This is a genomic window from Limnomicrobium aquaticum (assembly GCF_040545545.1).
In the GTDB taxonomy this organism is placed as follows: domain Bacteria; phylum Pseudomonadota; class Alphaproteobacteria; order Rhizobiales; family Rhizobiaceae; genus Ensifer_A; species Ensifer_A aquaticum.
The window spans coordinates 40,271-56,964 of sequence record NZ_JBEPMB010000005.1 but is presented as its reverse complement, the minus strand read 5'-3'; the positions used below and the strand labels follow the sequence as shown (position 1 = coordinate 56,964).

Annotated in this window: 14 protein-coding genes; 7 read left to right on the top strand and 7 right to left on the bottom strand. The window is 62.7% G+C overall.

The genetic code is table 11. The annotated features are described in order from the left end of the window. Positions 1-56 precede the first annotated feature (56 nt). From hpaI to ABID16_RS15720, 6 genes are all read right to left on the bottom strand, one after another. Complete coding sequence (hpaI, locus tag ABID16_RS15745; protein ID WP_354557306.1) at positions 57-863, bottom strand: 4-hydroxy-2-oxoheptanedioate aldolase; 807 nt, start codon at positions 861-863, stop codon at positions 57-59. A gap of 105 nt (positions 864-968) precedes the next feature. Beyond that, positions 969-2,384 carry a pyridoxal phosphate-dependent decarboxylase family protein gene (locus tag ABID16_RS15740; RefSeq protein WP_354557305.1) on the bottom strand — a complete coding sequence of 472 codons (1,416 nt, stop codon included), beginning with the start codon at positions 2,382-2,384 and terminating at the stop codon, positions 969-971. A 93-nt stretch (positions 2,385-2,477) separates the two neighbouring features. After that, positions 2,478-3,431 (bottom strand): 1-phosphofructokinase family hexose kinase, encoded by a 954-nt coding sequence (locus ABID16_RS15735; RefSeq protein ID WP_354557304.1) that lies wholly within the window; start codon positions 3,429-3,431, stop codon positions 2,478-2,480. 197 nt (positions 3,432-3,628) lie between these two features. Then, positions 3,629-4,648, bottom strand: coding sequence for a zinc-binding alcohol dehydrogenase family protein (locus tag ABID16_RS15730; RefSeq protein WP_354557303.1), 1,020 nt, complete (start codon positions 4,646-4,648; stop codon positions 3,629-3,631). Between the two features lie 95 nt (positions 4,649-4,743). Then, a complete protein-coding gene (locus ABID16_RS15725) occupies positions 4,744-5,889 on the bottom strand; it encodes a mannitol dehydrogenase family protein (RefSeq protein WP_354557302.1) in 1,146 nt (381 codons plus the stop codon). Positions 5,890-5,920: 31 nt separating this feature from the next. Beyond that, positions 5,921-6,745 carry an amidohydrolase family protein gene (locus tag ABID16_RS15720; RefSeq protein ID WP_354557301.1) on the bottom strand — a complete coding sequence of 275 codons (825 nt, stop codon included), beginning with the start codon at positions 6,743-6,745 and terminating at the stop codon, positions 5,921-5,923. Positions 6,746-7,045: 300 nt separating this feature from the next. On the opposite strand from ABID16_RS15720, the gene ABID16_RS15715 reads away from it, so the two are divergent. After that, entirely contained in the window at positions 7,046-7,735 is a 690-nt protein-coding gene (locus ABID16_RS15715; RefSeq protein ID WP_354557300.1) for a FadR/GntR family transcriptional regulator, read from the top strand. Positions 7,736-7,759: 24 nt separating this feature from the next. Here the strand turns inward: ABID16_RS15715 and treZ are convergent, their stop codons facing one another. Then, the gene (treZ, locus tag ABID16_RS15710) at positions 7,760-9,559 is read right to left on the bottom strand and encodes a malto-oligosyltrehalose trehalohydrolase (protein WP_354557299.1); all 1,800 of its coding nucleotides are present in this window, start codon (positions 9,557-9,559) and stop codon (positions 7,760-7,762) included. A gap of 159 nt (positions 9,560-9,718) precedes the next feature. Between treZ and glgX the strand changes: the two genes are divergently transcribed. From glgX to ABID16_RS15680, 6 genes are all read left to right on the top strand, one after another. After that, positions 9,719-11,782: a glycogen debranching protein GlgX gene (gene glgX, locus ABID16_RS15705; RefSeq protein ID WP_354557298.1), complete on the top strand. Its 2,064-nt coding sequence runs from the start codon at positions 9,719-9,721 to the stop codon at positions 11,780-11,782. Between the two features lie 84 nt (positions 11,783-11,866). Continuing rightward, entirely contained in the window at positions 11,867-12,652 is a 786-nt protein-coding gene (locus ABID16_RS15700) for an SDR family oxidoreductase (RefSeq protein ID WP_354557297.1), read from the top strand. Between the two features lie 90 nt (positions 12,653-12,742). Continuing rightward, positions 12,743-13,039: a DUF2934 domain-containing protein gene (locus ABID16_RS15695; protein WP_354557296.1), complete on the top strand. Its 297-nt coding sequence runs from the start codon at positions 12,743-12,745 to the stop codon at positions 13,037-13,039. A 163-nt stretch (positions 13,040-13,202) separates the two neighbouring features. Then, positions 13,203-14,105, top strand: coding sequence for an NUDIX hydrolase (locus tag ABID16_RS15690; RefSeq protein WP_354557295.1), 903 nt, complete (start codon positions 13,203-13,205; stop codon positions 14,103-14,105). Positions 14,106-14,171: 66 nt separating this feature from the next. Beyond that, entirely contained in the window at positions 14,172-15,143 is a 972-nt protein-coding gene (gene nadA, locus ABID16_RS15685; RefSeq protein WP_354557294.1) for a quinolinate synthase NadA, read from the top strand. Continuing rightward, entirely contained in the window at positions 15,140-16,681 is a 1,542-nt protein-coding gene (locus ABID16_RS15680; RefSeq protein WP_354557293.1) for an L-aspartate oxidase, read from the top strand. The genes nadA and ABID16_RS15680 overlap by 4 nt, the downstream gene beginning before the upstream one ends. Positions 16,682-16,694 lie beyond the last annotated feature (13 nt).

Sequence of the window (16,694 nt, the reverse complement as noted above, 5' to 3'; positions counted from 1 at the left end):
GCCTTTCCTGCACAAATCAAAGGCAGATGTCGCCGGGTACCGCCAGACAGTGAGCCTCAGTAAACCTGCACATCGCCCGTTGCCCTGGCAGGCTCGGTTTTGTGATAATCGTCGAGCAGCTTGCGCGCGGCATTGGCGAAGAGCGTGACGTCATTGCCGATGGCAACGAAGGTCGCGCCGAGGTCGACATAGCGTTTCGTCAGCGCCAGATCGCCGATCAGGATGCCGGCAGCCTTGCCATGAGAGAGGATGCGCGCAATTGCGTCCTCGATGACGGCCTGCACGTCGGGATGTCCCGGCTCGCCGAGATGCCCCATGTCCGCGGCGAGATCGGCTGGGCCGATGAAGACGCCATCAACGCCGTCCGTCGCGGCAATGTCGTCCAGCGCGGCGATGCCCGCGCGGCTTTCCACCTGCAGAAGAAGGCAGACTTCGTCGTTGGCAGTCTGGAGATAATCCGGAATGCTGCTGTATGCGGACGCGCGGGCGAGGATCGAGCCGACGCCGCGAACGCCTTCCGGCGGATAGCGCATGGCCTTGACCATGGCCTCCGCCATCTCGCGGCTGTCACACATGGGGATGAGCAGCGTCTGTGCGCCGATGTCGAGCAATTGCTTGATGATCCAGGTCTCGCCGACCGGCGGGCGGATGATAGGATGAGACCCGGAACCCGCCATGGCCCGCAACTGCGCAATCATCATCGGCAGGTCGTTCGGCGCATGCTCGCCGTCGATCAGCAGCCAGTCGAAGCCGACCTTGGAGGAAATCTCGACCGCCGTCGGCGAGGTCAGCGCCTGCCAGAACCCGATCTGCGTCCGCCCTTCCTTGAGCGCCTGCTTGAAGGTGTTTTTCGGAGCGGGCATGGGCAAATTCCTTCTGGTCGAACAGGACGCAAGATAAGCACGGCGGACGGATCGCCGCGACATATCCGCGTTCTAGGCCCGCCCGTCGCCCGCACGCAAGCCGTATTAATCAGGCTTCGACAGTCTCCGTGCAATTTCCGTGATGGCTTCGAAGGCTATCCCGATGTCGGCTTCCGTCATCTCGAACGAACCTGCCTGGAAGCGGATGGCAATCGCACCATCCACGCGCGTCTGCGTCAGATAGATGCGCCCGTCCTCGTTGATCGCATTGACCAGCGCAATATTGTGCCCATCGCGATCCGCGCTCCCGGTATGGCGGAAGGAGAAGAGCGACAGGACCGGTTCGGTGACGATCTCGAAACCCGGTTCTTTGCGAAGCCGCTCCGCCAGCCCCTGCGACCAGCGCACATGATTGCGGATGACGGCGCGCAAACCCTCAAGGCCATGATAGCGCAGCAGGAACCAGAGCTTCAGCGCCCGGAAGCGTCTTCCGAGCGGCACCGACCATTCGGAATAATTGACGATGCCGTCGCGGCCATGGGTCTTCAGATATTCCGGCTGGATGGCCAGCGTCTTCACCAGATCCGTCGGATTTCGAATGAAATGCGCCGAGCAGTCGAACTGCGCGCCGAGCCATTTATGCGGGTTGAAGACGACGGAATCGGCTTGCTCCACGCCAGCCCAGAGCGGGCGGAATTCCTCGCAGATCATCGCAGAACCTGCCCAGGCGGCATCGACATGGACGTAGAGGCCATGGGCGCGCGCCACGCGCGCCACTTCGGCAATGTTGTCGCAAGCGCCGATGCTGGTCCCCCCGGTACAAGCAATCACGCCGGCCGGCAGCAGGCCTGCCGACTTGTCGGCAAGAATGGCCGCCTCGAGGGCCGCCACGTCCATCGACTTCAGCGGACCGGAGGACGGGATACGAACGAGGTTTTGCTCGCCGATGCCGGAAACCCAGATCGCCCGGTCAATGGAGGTGTGGACTTGCGTCGAAGCATAGACGCGTACCGCCGGATTGGCGGCGAGCCCGGCTTTGTTGCCGTTCCACGAAAGTGCCCGTTCGCGCATGGTGAGCACGGCGGCGAGCGTGGCGGAGGAGGCGGAATCCTGGATGACACCGCAGAACCCTTCCGGCAGGCCGATGGCTTGGCGCAGCCAGTCGAGCACCTTCGTCTCCAGTTCGGTCGCCGCCGGCGAGGTCTGCCAGAGCATGCATTGCGCGGCGATCGCCGAGACGAGATATTCGGCAATCACCGAGACGGGCGCGGCGTTGGCGGGAAAATAGGCGAAGAAGCGCGGGTGCTGCCAATGCGTCATGCCGGGCATGACGATGTTTTCGAAATCCGCGAAGATCATTTCCATGCTCTCGCCGGAAAGCGGCGGCGCGGCGGCGATCTGGCGGGCGATATCACCCGGTGTGGTACGGGCGCGGACGGGTTGCTCGTTCAGCCCCGCGCGATAGTCCACACCCCAGTCGGCGGCCCTGCGTGACCATTCGGCGAATTCGTTCTTTTCCATATCATCCTCCCGCTGCCTCGCCCCTTCGTAAAGGCGCGGCGCAGCTTTGGCGAGGCCATTTCGGGTAAAACCGGGCCCCGAGACGCTCGAGCCCTACTGCTCCAACGCCTCGGGCTCCTTCTCCGGCTCACCGAACCGCCCCTCGTAGATGGCAAACACATCCTCGCGGCGGCAGAGTTCGGTTCCGGGCGTCAACGCTGCAGCCGCCCCCGCCGCGAGACCGAAACGGAAGGCCTCTTCGATCGGTGCGCCCTCCTCCAGCTTCCAGACCAGAGCCGCAAGGAAGCTGTCGCCTGCGCCAACGGCAGAACGCACGGGCACATGGATCGCAGGCAGCCGCAGGCTGATATCGCGACCAACCAGAAGTGCGCCGGACCGGCCGAGTGTGACTGTCACATAATCCGCCCAGCCTTCCTCCACGATCAGCCGTGCCGTTTCGGCGATACCGCGCTCGTCGAGCTTCTTGCCGGCGATCGTTTCCAGTTCACTGAGGCTGGGCTTGACGAGGAAGACCTTCGTCTGTTTCAGCGTCGTCACAAGCGCCTTGCCGGATGTATCCAGCACGACCTTGACGCCCGCCGAGGCCGCGACAGCTGCCATGCGGGCATAGGTGTAGTCAGGCGCCTCCCGTGGCAGCGAGCCGCTGAGAACCAGAAAGTCGCCCTTGAACGCGCGAACCACATCCATGGCCGCTTCGATCTCCTCCGACGTAACGGCAGGACCGTCCGGAACGAAACGGTATTCCAGCCCGGTTTCCTCCTCATAGACCATGAAGGCAAGGCGCGTCGGCTCGGCAGTCCGGACCGTCGAAACATCTATCCCTGTGCCGGCCAGCGCGTCGATCAGAAGCGCGCCCGTCTCGCCGCCGCACATCATCAGCAGCTGCGGATGCCCGCCCAGCATGGCGACCCCGCGCGCGACATTCACCCCGCCGCCGCCAGCATGCCGCCGCTGGTTATGTGTGCGGACCTTTCGAGTGGACACCACGCGCCCCGCATCACTGGACACATCGACAGACGGATTGAGCGCCACGGCAAGTATGGTCATGCTTCCCCTCCAGAAACCGAATTGATCGCGAACTTAAGAACCGGGCCCTCACCCGGCCTTGACTTGCGTCAAGTCGCAATCCTCGAAGACCATCTTGTCGGCGGAGAAGCCGGCAAATATGCGACGACCCGACACCGCCGTCGACGCGTCGGGTGCGGGAATACCAATCAGCGAAACGAGCGGGGACAGCTCGGCTCTTATGTCCGCTCGATAACGATCTTCAGCGCGTCCGGGCTTTCCTGCCAGTAGGGGAAGGCGGCCTCCGCCTCATCGAAGGGAAAGACCTTCGAGATGAGGAGGTCAGCGGTATCGCCGATCTTTTCCAGATGCGCGATAACAGTCCTGAAGTCGCTCATGGTCGCATTGCGCGAACCCATGATGTCAAGTTCCTTGAGATTGAAGAACTTGGTGTCATAGGTCACCGGCGCCTTCGAATAGCCGATATAGACGACGCGACCGGCAAAGCAGGCGAGATCGATCGCCTGCACGAAGGTCTGCGGCAGACCGACAGCCTCGACGGCCACATCGACGCCATCGCCATTGGTCCATTCCGCCACCCGCGCCGCGACATCTTCGTTACGGTCGTTGACGGTCACGCTCGCGCCGAAGCGGCGGGCGATGTCCAGTTTCTTCTCGCTCATGTCGATGGCAAGCACCTCGGCACCCTTGGCCACAGCACCGATGAGCGCGCCCATGCCGATCATGCCGCAGCCGATGACGGCGACCTTGTCGCCTTTTTCGATGCGACCGCGTTCGACGGCATGAAAGCCGACCGAGAGCGGTTCGACCAGCGCGAGGCGATGGGGTTGAAGCGTGTCGTTGAGGATCAGCTTTTCCGCCGGCAGAACGATATCGTCCGCCAGACCGCCATCCTGCTGTACGCCAAGCGTGCGGTTGTAGCGGCAGGCATTCAGCCGGCCCTTGCGGCAGGAGCTGCAGGTCCCGCAATTCGTATAGGGCATCACGATGACCCGCGCGCCGATCTTCATGAACGAGCCGACGCCGTCCCCAACTTCAAGGATCTCGCCGCCGATCTCGTGGCCGGGAATACGCGGCAGGGCGACCAGCGGATTGAGCCCGCGATAGGTATTGAGATCGCTGCCGCAGAGCCCGACATGGCGTACACGAACACGCACCTCCCCGGCACCCAGCGGCTGGCTTTCGACCATGCGGAAACGGGCAGAATTCTCCGCTTCGATGGCAAGCGCTTTTCTCATTGTCATCTCCTTTTGAGCAATTCCGAGCCGAAAGTGAAAACCGGTTTCGCGTCCGGAATTGCATGAAAACAAAGAAAAAGACTGTCGCAGTCTTTCTATGAAACACTGTGACGGTCTAGCATGGCCGTGAGGTGAGGCTGGCTCAGCCCAAGGGATCGGCCCGCCTCGACCATGGGACGGATACGGCGGTTGATCTTTTCGGCATGGTTGTTTGCGATGTCCGAAAGCCGGTGCACGAGGAAGGGATTGAGGAATCGATCCAAAACCTCAGCCATGTAAGCGAGCGCCTCGTCCCCGAGACCGCGTTTGGCCATCACCGGCAGAACTTCGACGCGCCAAACCGCCTCGAGATCGGCACGCACTGCGGCATCGCTCAGGATTTCCCGCACTGTTTCTGCCGCCGGCCTTCCCTCTTTCCGCCACCGGTCCGCCAGGAATGTGTGGCCGAGATTGAGGATATGGAGCTTGAGCGTTTCATAGCGCTGAAGGTCGCAAGTCACGACAATGGCAGGGTGCGTGCACGGTAGGACAAGTCCGTCCTGCTCGCCCACCGCCCAGAGTGCATAGGGCTCGGCAACCGCTCCGACCGGCTCGATCGGTTCCGAGACGATGCGATCGACCAGGCTGTTAGCGAAGCGGCAATGTCTGTCGAGATACGCGAAGAATCCTTCCGGGAAGCCCCACTCGCGGGCGAGCCCGGTCACGATCTCGCGCAGGCGCTCGCCGTTCTTCTCGATAAGCTCGCAGGGGAAAAGCGAAATCGACTGTTGCGGGTTCGCCTCCGAGCGTTCCAGCAGGAGCACCGCGATTTTGGCCGGGAAGCTGCGAGGTGCCGTGCCTCTGTCGGCAATGCTCTCGCGCGTGTCCAGCGGATCGAGCGCGAAGCCGCGATCACCCGTGTTGGAGATGATGACTTGGGCTGCAAGCGCCGCACGGCGCACCGCCGGCCAGTCACTCCCGGCAAAGAGCGCCTTGCCGATGGCATTGCCCTGCAGTTCCTCGTCCACGACCTTCCCGCCGGCGAGACCACGCACGCGGACCGGATAGGAGGCACCCGAAGCGAGAGCCGCCACGCGTTTCGCGCTTTCCTCGCTTCCGGTGGTCTGGACCAGCGTCACTCTACCAAGTGCCTCGCCGGCTGCCAGCGCCTGTGAGATGAACAGATCGGCGTGCGCCAGCAGAAACCGGCTCGTGCCGAATTGCAGGATCGGGTTTTCGCCATCTTGAGCGTTGGACTGCATGTGTTTCTTTCCGTTTCGCTTTCCGACAGGTTCAGCGGCTGGGCTTGAGGCGGTAGAAGTCGATGGCATTGCCGCCAAAGACGGCGTCATGGTGCTCGGCGGGCACTATATCCAGGCATTGATCGAGCCAGCTCTGGTAGTCGCTCACAAGTTTGACAACCGGCCAGTCGCTGCCCCACATGACCCGCCTTTCGCCGAAGAGTTCGAGGATCGTTTCGGCATAGGGACGCACCGCCTCGGGACGCTGGTTGCCGGCCTCGACCAGCAGGCCGGAGAGCTTGCATGAGACGTTCGGCAGCGCGGCAAGCGCCGCGAGCCGCTGTCGCCACTCGACAAATTTTCCTTCGGCGATCAGAGGCTTCGCGCCATGGTCCACCACGACCCGCAAATCCGGATAGCGCTCGGCAAAGCGCGTCAGCGGCGCCATGTGGCGCGGCAGGATCAGACCATCGAAGGCAAGGTCGCGCTCAATCATGGCGGCAACGGCAGGCGCAAGGACCGGATCGTCGATCCAGTCGACATCCTCTATTCCCTGCAGCATCGGCCGGATGCCCTTGAGCTTGGGATGCGCGGCCAGCGTTGCGATCCTGTCCGGTGCATTCGCGGCCTTCATATCTACCCAGCCCACGACTCCCAGGATGAAATCGTTGCGGCCGGCGAGATCGAGCAGAAACATCGTATCGTCGAGTTCCGGCAGGGACTGGACGACAACCGTCCCAGCGATACCCGCACGGCTGAGATGTGCCTTGATGTCGCCCGGAAGAAAGTCGTGCCGGATGGCCGCCAGCTCCGGCGGGGGCCATTGCCCTTCGCGGCGCTCCATGAGCCAGAAATGCTGGTGAGAATCGACCCGCATGGTCAGGCCTGTCTCCGCGCAGATGTCCGCTGCGCATCTCGGCTCATGATCCGCACCATTCTCATCGCTCCCATGACAAAAGAACCAGACTCCGCTGGCATTCAGGAAGAGGAATAGGCATCACGACAAAATTGGTCAAGCCAATTTATGTCGGGAAGAGGGTGCCTATCCCGAAATCGGTTGATATTGGAGTGGATCGCTGCAATATGGGCCGGACAGGCAACGAATTGCGTTCAGAACCGACAAAAATTTTGCGAATTGGCCCGACCAATTGAGGTCACAACCGTCGAAACGGACCCCATGAACAGGAATGATGAACCGCGGCGGCTTTACCAGCAGGTGGCCGATCAGATCCGGGCCTCGGTCCAGTCCAAAGGTCTCATCAAAGGCGCGCGACTGCCCAGCGAGCGTGATCTGGCGCAGGAACTGGGTGTGTCGCGACCATCCTTGCGTGAAGCGCTGATCGCGCTGGAGATCGAGGGGACAGTCGAAATCAGGGGCGGCTCCGGCATCTATCTCGCGGCGGAAGTTCCGCGCGTTTCGGATGTAGCGCACGCCCTGGGCGAAAGCCCGTCGGAACTGATGCAGGCGCGATCCATGGTCGAGGGAAGCGCGATCATTCTTGCCGCTGGCCGCATGACAGATACGGCATTCGCAGCGCTGAAAGACATTCTCCACGACATGGCGCACGCTGTTGCGGTAGGGCGCGACCCGCTGGCCGAAGACAAGGCTTTCCACCTGCTGATCGCGCATCAGACCGGCAATTCGGTCATTGCCAAGATTGTCGCCGATCTCTTCGAGGAGCGTCACGGTCCGCTCGCCGCGCGGCTGCAGCATCGCTCTGCCACCTCGGGCACCTGGTCAGAGGCGCTTCAGGAACATCAGGCCATTCTCGACGCGCTGAGCCAGCGCGATCCGCTGCAGGCACAGGCAGCGATGTGCCGGCATCTGGAGGCGTCGCGTCGGCGCTGGCTCGGTTTACAGGCCTGACGATCCGCCCCTACAATGCCCCTCCTATTCGGCCCGTTCCTCCGCCGGCGCAATGGCAACAAGGATTTCAGGGCCGTCCGGTGAAGTAGCAGACCTTTCCAGCCAGACCACGCTCCCCGTCGCCGCCGGCAGGTTTCGATGAGCCGATTTCAACTTCACACGAAGCTGCAGCTTCGCCTGGGCGAACTGCCAGTCGATGGCGAGACTGCCGTCCTCCGCTTCGATTACATTGGCGCTGACCGGCTCACCCGCAGCCAGAAGCGGAATGATGTGCTTGCGCCGCAGCGCGATCAGTTGCCGGTGGAGTGCCAGACGCTCCCGGGCTTCGGCGGATCCCGCATGATCCCAGTCCAGCTTGCTCCGCAAAAACGTGGAAACCGACAGAGGATCGGGCAAGGCCGTATCCACGTCATCCGCAGCGATCGAACTGAAATTGACCGCCTCGTTTCGCCGCCCCTTGCGCACCGCTTCGCCGATTTCTCCCGTGTAGTCGGCAAAAAACATGAAGGGGTTCGTCTCGCCATATTCGTCGCCCATGAAGAGCATCGGAATTTGTGGCGACAGGATCAGGAGCGCCGTCAGAATGCGGGCAAGCGACGGATCGATCCGCGTCCACAGACGGTCGCCGAAGGCGCGATTGCCGACCTGATCGTGGTTCTGCAGGAAATTCATGAAGGCCTGTGGCGGCCAGTGCGCCTCGGCATATTCCGCCTCGCTCACCATTTCACGCGGGCTGCGCGCCTCCGGCCGCCGACCCTCCATGGCAAGCGCCAGCCCCTTTTCGGGTTCTGTCGCGAAATCGGCATAGTAGCCGCCGGTTTCGCCGGTCACGATGACATTCAGTGCCTGATGGAAATGATCGTTCCAGCCGGCATCATAAAGCAGCGGTCGGCCGGCGCGATAGCCGACCATGCCCCAGCGATGGCGCTGGCCTTCGGCAATGAGGTGTATGCGGCGATCGGGAAAGCGCGCACGCACCTCGCGCACGATTTCCACCAGCACATGCTCTTCAGAGGCATCGTAAATTTCGTGCGTGGCATCAAGGCGGAGCCCATCGAAGCGGTAGTGCTCCAGCCAATGGAGCGCATTATCGATGAAGTAGCGCCGGACCGGCTGGCGGGTGAAATCGAGAGCAACGCCCCACGGGGTCGCGCGCTCGGTGTGGAAGAAGTCGGGCGCATAGCGCGGCAGATAATTCTCCTCGGAGCCGAAATGGTTGTAGACGACGTCGAGATAGACAGCGATGCCGTGTGCATGCGCCGCGTCGACAAAGTCCTTCACGTCGTCCGGGGACCCGTAGGCGCAATGCGGCGCGTAATGCAGCACGCCATCGTAGCCCCAGCCCCGCGCGCCCGGAAAATGCGCGACCGGCAGGATCTCCAGCGCGTTGATGCCCGTCTCGGCCAGATGCGGAAGACGTTCGATGGCGGCGGCAAACGTGCCTTCCTTTGTGAACGTTCCGATATGGATTTCGCTGATGACAGCCTCCTCCCAGGGGAAGCAGGTCCAGTCTTCGGCCTGCCAGCGATAGCGCCTATGGTCGACCAGCATCGACGGGGCTATCAGTCCCTCCGGCTGGAAATGCGCGGCGGGATCAATGACCTCCGAGCCATCCGGTAGGCGAAACGTATATCGCGCGCCGTCCTGCAGCCCGGAGACCTCCGCCTCCAGCCAGCCCTCGCCGACCGCGTTCATCGGAATGCACGCGCCACTGGTCACCAATTCCAGCACCTCCACCTCCGGTGCCCAGAGGCGAAAAAGAACCCGATTGTCGTCCAGCCATTGCGGCCCCCAGCCCGAAAATGTCCCCGCTCCACCTGCCATGCAAACTCTCCTCGTCTCGATATGCCGGGTTGAATTCCCGGTTTGACTGGAGGGTCGAACACGCGGACGCGGCGCGGGTTCCGGTGCGTTTTGCCGGAACCATTTGGAAGCTGTGGCGTTGCAGCCGCGGCCCCTTCCCTTTCCTCCCGAGGCATTTTCATGAGCTATTCGTTTTCCGAACTCGATTTCCTGAAACCCGAACTTGGCGCGGAATTCATTGGCGAGGGAACACATTTCGCGCTGTTTTCCGCCCATGCGGAAGCGGTAGAACTGTGCCTCTTCTCGCCTGACGGCAAAGAGGAGACGCAGCGTCTGGCCCTGCCCAAGCGCGAAGGGGATATCTGGTCCGGCTATGTTGCCGGCCTGCAGCCCGGCACAGTCTATGGCTATCGCGTCCACGGGCCTTACGATCCGAAAAACGGCCATCGCTTCAACCCGAACAAGCTGCTGCTCGACCCCTATGCCAAGCAGATCGTCGGCGATCTCTCATGGGACGACAGCCTTTACGGCTACAAGATTGGTGCGGAGGAAGGAGACCTTTCCTTCGATGAGCGCGACAGCGCCATCTTCATGCCGAAGGGTGTCGTGCAGAACCCGGATTTCGACTGGAACGGCGACGAAGCGATCCGCCGTCCGTGGACCGATACGATCGTCTACGAAGCGCATGTGCGCGGGCTGACCATGCAGCATCCCGATGTACCGCACGAGCTGCGCGGGACCTTTCTCGGCATGTGCAGTGAACCGATCCTCGACCATCTGACGAAGCTCGGCGTCAGTGCGATCGAGCTACTGCCCGTGCAATATTTCCTCGACGACCGCTATCTCGTCGAAAAGGGCCTCCGAAACTTCTGGGGATACCAGTCTCTCGGCTTCTTCGCCCCGCAATCGCGCTATCTCTCGGGCGAGAAAATCGCCGAGTTCAAGACGATGGTGAAGGCCTTCCACAGCGTCGGCATCGAGGTCATCATGGACGTCGTCTACAACCACACGGCCGAAGGCTCCGAGCGCGGGCCGACGCTCAGCTTCCGCGGGATCGACAATCTCAGCTACTATATCCAGTCGCCGGACGAGCTGCGCCACACTTTCGACACGACCGGCACGGGCAATACGCTCAATGTCGCGCATCCCATGGTCATGCGCATGGTGCTCGACAGCCTGCGCTACTGGGTGGGCGTCATGCATGTGGACGGTTTCCGCTTCGATCTCGCCTCCACGCTCGGCCGCGAAGACCTGCGCTTCGACCGCGATGGCGGCTTTTTCGATGCGATCCGGCAGGATCCGATCCTGGCGGGCGTCAAGCTGATTGCCGAACCCTGGGATGTCGGGATGGACGGCTATCAGGTCGGCGGCTTCCCCTTTCCCTTCCGCGAATGGAACGACAAGTTCCGTGACGATGTCCGCCGCTTCTGGCGCAAGGACACTGGTCTTGTCGCACCGCTCGCCGAACGCCTGACCGGCTCGCCGGTGCAGTTCGACCATTCCGGCCGTAGTGCGACCACCTCGGTCAATCTGCTGAGTGCCCATGACGGTTTCGTGCTCGCCGATGTGACATCGTTCAACGACAAGCATAACGAGGCCAATGGCGAGGAGAACCGCGATGGCCATGACGGCAACCAGTCGGACAATATGGGCATCGAAGGCGAGACGGACGACGAAACCGTGTTGACCGCCCGCGCCCGCCGGCGACGAGCCATGATCGCCACACTCTTCTTCAGCCAGGGCGTCCCCATGCTGCTCGGCGGCGACGAACTCGGCAACACACAGCATGGCAACAACAATTCCTACTGCCAGGACAACGAGATCGGCTGGATATCGTGGGAGGGACGCAAAGACCCGTTCCTCGACTTCTGCCGCGCCGCGATCGCGTTTCGCAAGTCGCAGCCGCTTCTGCGCTCGGAACGCTTCCTGAAAGGCGAGCCCGGCGATCCGCCGGCACCCTATGTTTCCTGGCTGAAGCCGGACGGCTCCACCATGGACGAGGGCGCATGGAGCGATGGAGACATGCGGGTGCTGATGATGCATCTCAAGGATGCGCCGGGCGAGTACGGCGCTGCAGAGGAGCTTCTTCTCGTCTTGAATGCAGGTGAAGCGACGCCCATTCGACTGCCGGAAGGCTGGAATTGGCAGTTTGCCTTCTCATCGGCCGAGGAGGTGGAGATCAGCGACGCGGGCGAAACCGAGAGCTCGGGGCAAAGCGTTCTCGTCTTTTCGCGCAAGGCCTGATGTCGGCGGGAACAAGCCGCTTCCCCTCGTGTTAGGGTGCCGCGTCGAGAAGGCGCGACCCCGACCCGAAAGGAAGGCAGCCGCATGACCGATTATCGTCCCTCACGACGCATCCTCGTCACAGGCGCAGGCTCCGGCATCGGCCGGGCCACCGCGATGGCGTTTGCCCGGCAGGGTGACACGATCGGGTTGCTAGGCCATGCGGAAGTTGAACTGCGCAAGGTCGCCGAAGAGGTGGAACAACTCGGTGGCGCAGCCGAAGTTCTTGTCGCGGACGTATCCAATGCCGAGGCGATGTCGACCGCCATCAAGGCATTTGCCGAGCGCGACGGGCTACATGTCGCCGTCGTCAATGCCGGGATCAATGGCGTCTGGGCCCCGATTGCCGAGCTGCAACCCGAAGAGTGGGACAAGACCATCGCGGTTAACCTGCGCGGCAGCTATCTGACCATCCACCATGCCGTTCCTTATCTGAAGAAATCCGGGAAGAGCGCTATCGTCGTCGTATCCTCGATCAACGGGACACGGACCTTCACCTCGGCCGGTGCCAGCGCCTATTCCGCAACCGAGGCGGCGCAGGTGGCCATGGTCCAGCAACTCGCCGTCGAGCTTGCCGGCGACCACATCCGCATCAATGCCGTCTGCCCCGGTGCGATTGAAACCGCCATAGAGAACAACACAGTGCGGCGTGACACGGAAAGCGTCGAGGTGCCGGTCGAGTTTCCTGAAGGCGACATTCCACTGACAGGGGGCAAGTCCGGCAAGGCGTCGGATGTCGCAAGCGTCATCACCTTCCTGGCTTCAGATGCCGCGCGGCATGTCACGGGCTCGCTCATCTATGTCGATGGCGCGCAGAGCCCGCTTCGCTAATTTTCCGATCGGCAGATGAACAAACGCGCGCGCCATTCGTTCTTGCTTGGAGCGCCTGATGCGCTTGTCGTTACAATCCGGGAGAAGACCATGGAGCAGAGAAGCAGGGAAGACTACATACGCGAGCGCGCCTATCAGATCTGGGAAAAGGAAGGCCGCCCCGATGGTCACCATGATCGCCATTGGCAGCAGGCCGCCGAGGAATGGGGCACAGCCGAAGCCGCCTATCATCAGGGTGGCGTAGCTTCCGGCGATCAGGGTGCCAGCAATGGTTCTGAGGAGCTGGCTGCCAGGGTCAGGGACCTCGATGGCGCGCCGCCGAGCGATGAATCGCGCCAGCAGGCGGAACCCGTTGTCGAGACCCCGAAGATGCGCAAGAGCGCCTGAGACTCAAAGCCTGATTTGAAAACGCGCGCCGCGGCCCCCTTCGCGGCGCGCGTTTGCGTCTGCGCAATGGAGCGACGCAATATTTCCGTTTCTCCGCGCGGATTCTCTGCTACTCGTGCAGCCATTGCCGAACATGTGAAATTTGCCAGAGGACCGGCTGCCCTTGAACGATGCGCTTGCCCATGCCGAACTGATCGCCGTGCTGACAGCCGTCACCAACGACGAGCCGAGGGTGATGACGGTGAGCAAGGGAGAGGCCCTGCCCTCCGGACCGTTCGAGCTGGAGCACCGCAGCCTGCAAGCCGGTCTTCGCGAATGGGTGAACGAACAGACCGGCCATCCGCTCGGCTATCTGGAACAGCTCTACACCTTCGCCGACCGCGACCGCTCGCCCATGGACAAGGCGCGGCGGACCATCTCGATCAGCTATCTCGGGCTGGTGCGCGAACAGGCAGCTCCCGGCGCCGGCGCGCCCGGCTGGCACGGCTGGTATGAATATTTTCCCTGGGAAGATCACCGCGAAGGAAGACCGGAAGCGCTTGCCGGAATCACCCAGGCGCTGAACGAATGGGCGGCATCTGACCCGATGCGGCGCGATCACCGCCAGAAGCGCGTCGATCTGTCGCTGGGCCTCAACGGCGCGGCATGGAACGAGGAATTGGCGCTGCAGCGATACGAGTTGATGTATGAGGCCGGTCTCGTTGCGGAAGCGGGTGGCGATGCCGGCCTGCCTTCCGGCAGGTCCATGTTCGCCGACCACCGCCGCATTCTGGCGACCGCTATCACACGGCTACGCGCCAAGATCAAATACCGCCCCGTCGTTTTCGAGCTGATGTCCGAGAGCTTCACGCTCTCCCATTTGCAGCACACCGTCGAGGCGCTTGCTGGACTCGCGCTCCACAAGCCGAATTTCCGCCGCCTCATCGACCAGCAGGAACTGATCGAGGAAACCGGAGCCATGTCGAGCGAGACCGGCGGTCGCCCCGCCAAGCTCTATCGCTACCGCCGAGCCATTCTCGAAGAGCACGCGCTCTCCAGCCCCAGACTGCCCCTGTCGCGCAATTGACATATACTCCAAACGAGTATAACTATGCGCCCGACATATACTCACAGTGAGTAAAAGGGATGCGCCATGAATACAATGCCCTCCGTTTCCGCGCTCTATGAGCGCGTCGCCCGCGTGATGCCGAAGGCCGAATGGCTTTCCCATGAGGCGGATGTCGCCGCGATCCTCGAACTGAAGAAAAAGCGCAATGCGGTCATCCTGGCGCACAACTACCAGACGCCGGAGATATTCCATGGCGTCGCGGATATTGTCGGCGACAGTCTGGCGCTGGCCCGCAAGGCGGCGGAAGTCGATGCGGATGTCATCGTTCTGGCCGGCGTGCATTTCATGGCCGAGACGGCAAAACTGCTCAACCCGACCAAAACCGTCCTGATCCCCGATATGGGTGCCGGCTGCTCGCTGGCAGACTCGATCACGCCGGAAGACGTCGCCCTGCTGCGTCAGGCCCATCCGGGCGTGCCGATCATCACCTATGTCAACACATCCGCCGCAGTCAAAGCGGCATCCGACATCTGCTGCACATCGGGCAATGCCAAGAAGGTGGTGGAATCGCTCGGCGTGCCGCGCGTCATCATGATCCCGGACGAATATCTTGCGCGCAATGTCGCCCGCGAGACGGACGTCGAGATCATCGCCTGGCACGGCCATTGTGAGGTGCATGAGCTTTTCACCGCACAGGATATCCGCGACCTGCGCGATGCGCATCCAGGCGTCGTCGTGCTCGCCCATCCGGAATGCCCGCCGGAGGTCGTCGCGGAGGCCGATTTCGCCGGCTCGACGGCCGTGATGTCCGACTATGTTGGCATCAACAAGCCCGCTCGCGTCGTGCTGCTGACCGAATGCTCGATGAGCGACAATGTCGCCGTCGATCACCCCGAAGTCGACTTCGTCCGCCCCTGCAATCTCTGCCCGCACATGAAGCGGATCACGCTGGCGAATATCCGCAAGGCGCTGGAGGAGAACCTCCACGAGGTCACTGTGGACGCCGAGCTCGTCGCCCCCGCCCGCCTCGCTGTCGAAAGGATGCTCGCGATATGACCGCGCTTCGCGACAGTCTCGCCGGACGCATCGCCGTTGTCGGCAGCGGAATTGCCGGGCTGGTGACGGCGCTCAGCCTCGCTCCGCAACCGGTCGTGTTGTTGACGCGCGCAGCCCTTGGCGGCGAAAGTTCGAGCGGCTGGGCGCAGGGCGGCATTGCCGCAGCGCTGGGACCGGACGACAGCACCGAACTGCATATCGCCGACACAATGGCAGCCGGCGATGGCCTCTGCGACGAAAACGCCGTCCAGACGCTTCTCTCCGGTACGGGAGAAGCGATGTCCGCCCTTGAACGCTTCGGCGTCCGTTTCGACCGGACGAGTGAGGGCGCGCTGCAGTTCGGGCTGGAGGCGGCCCATTCGCGCAAACGCATCATCCATGCGAATGGGGACGGCACCGGCGCGGCCATTGTTCAGGCCTTGACCGCAGCTGTGCGCACCTGCCCGTCGATCACGCTGCTGGAAGGGGTCGAGGTCCGCCGGCTGCTGACCACCGATGGCATCGTTTCCGGCCTGCTTTGCTCGGGCCCTGACGGCGGTTTCACCCTCCCGGCGACCCGCGTTGTTCTCGCAACGGGCGGCATTGGAGGGCTCTACGATGCCAGCACCAATCCCGCCGGCAATTTCGGTCAGGGCATCATGCTGGCCGCACGCGCGGGCGCTGAGCTGCGTGACATGGAATTCGTCCAGTTCCACCCGACCGCCCTCGCAACACCGCGTCGTCCACTGGCGCTGGTGAGCGAAGCCGTTCGCGGTGAAGGCGCGATCCTGCTGAATGAGAAGGGCGAGCGCTTCATGTCGGGAACCCCCGGCGCGGAGCTTGCACCCCGCGACGTTGTCGCACGCGCTATCGGCCGCGAAATCGCCCGTGGCGGCAAGGTCTATCTCGACGCACGAAAGGTGTTGGGCGACCGTTTCGCCTTGCGGTTTCCGCTCATCCATGCGCTTTGCACCGAGGCCGGCATTGACCCTGCACGCGATCTCATTCCTGTCCGACCGGCAGCGCACTACCACATGGGCGGCGTCGCGACCAACACGGCGGGCCAAAGCTCGGTCGAAGGCCTCTGGGTCGTCGGCGAAGCCTCCTGCACCGGTCTTCATGGCGCGAACAGACTGGCCAGCAATTCGCTTCTGGAAGCCACCATCATGGGCCTTGCGGCGGCAAGGGATATTGCAGGGCGCGCGGAAGCGAGGCCGAGATCTGTTGCCGAGGTCGCCCTCGGCGCGGAACCGGACCTTCGGCGCGCCCGCGACATCGCCTCCCGCGACCTCAGCGTCGTGCGCAATCAGGAAGGGCTCGACCGCGCGATTGCGGACCTGCTTCCGCTGGCCACAAGCGTCGGCCCTTCATCAGATCCCGCGCTTGTGGCGCTATCGATTGCCGTCTTCGCCCGGCTGCGCGAAGAATCGCGCGGTGCCCATGCCCGCAGCGATTTCCCGGCACAACACGACAAGGCCGAACGCCGGACCATGACGCTCACCGCCATCCTCGACACCGCTCGCGAACTGAACACGCATCCGCTCGCCGCAAGTGCATAAGGACCCATCTTTG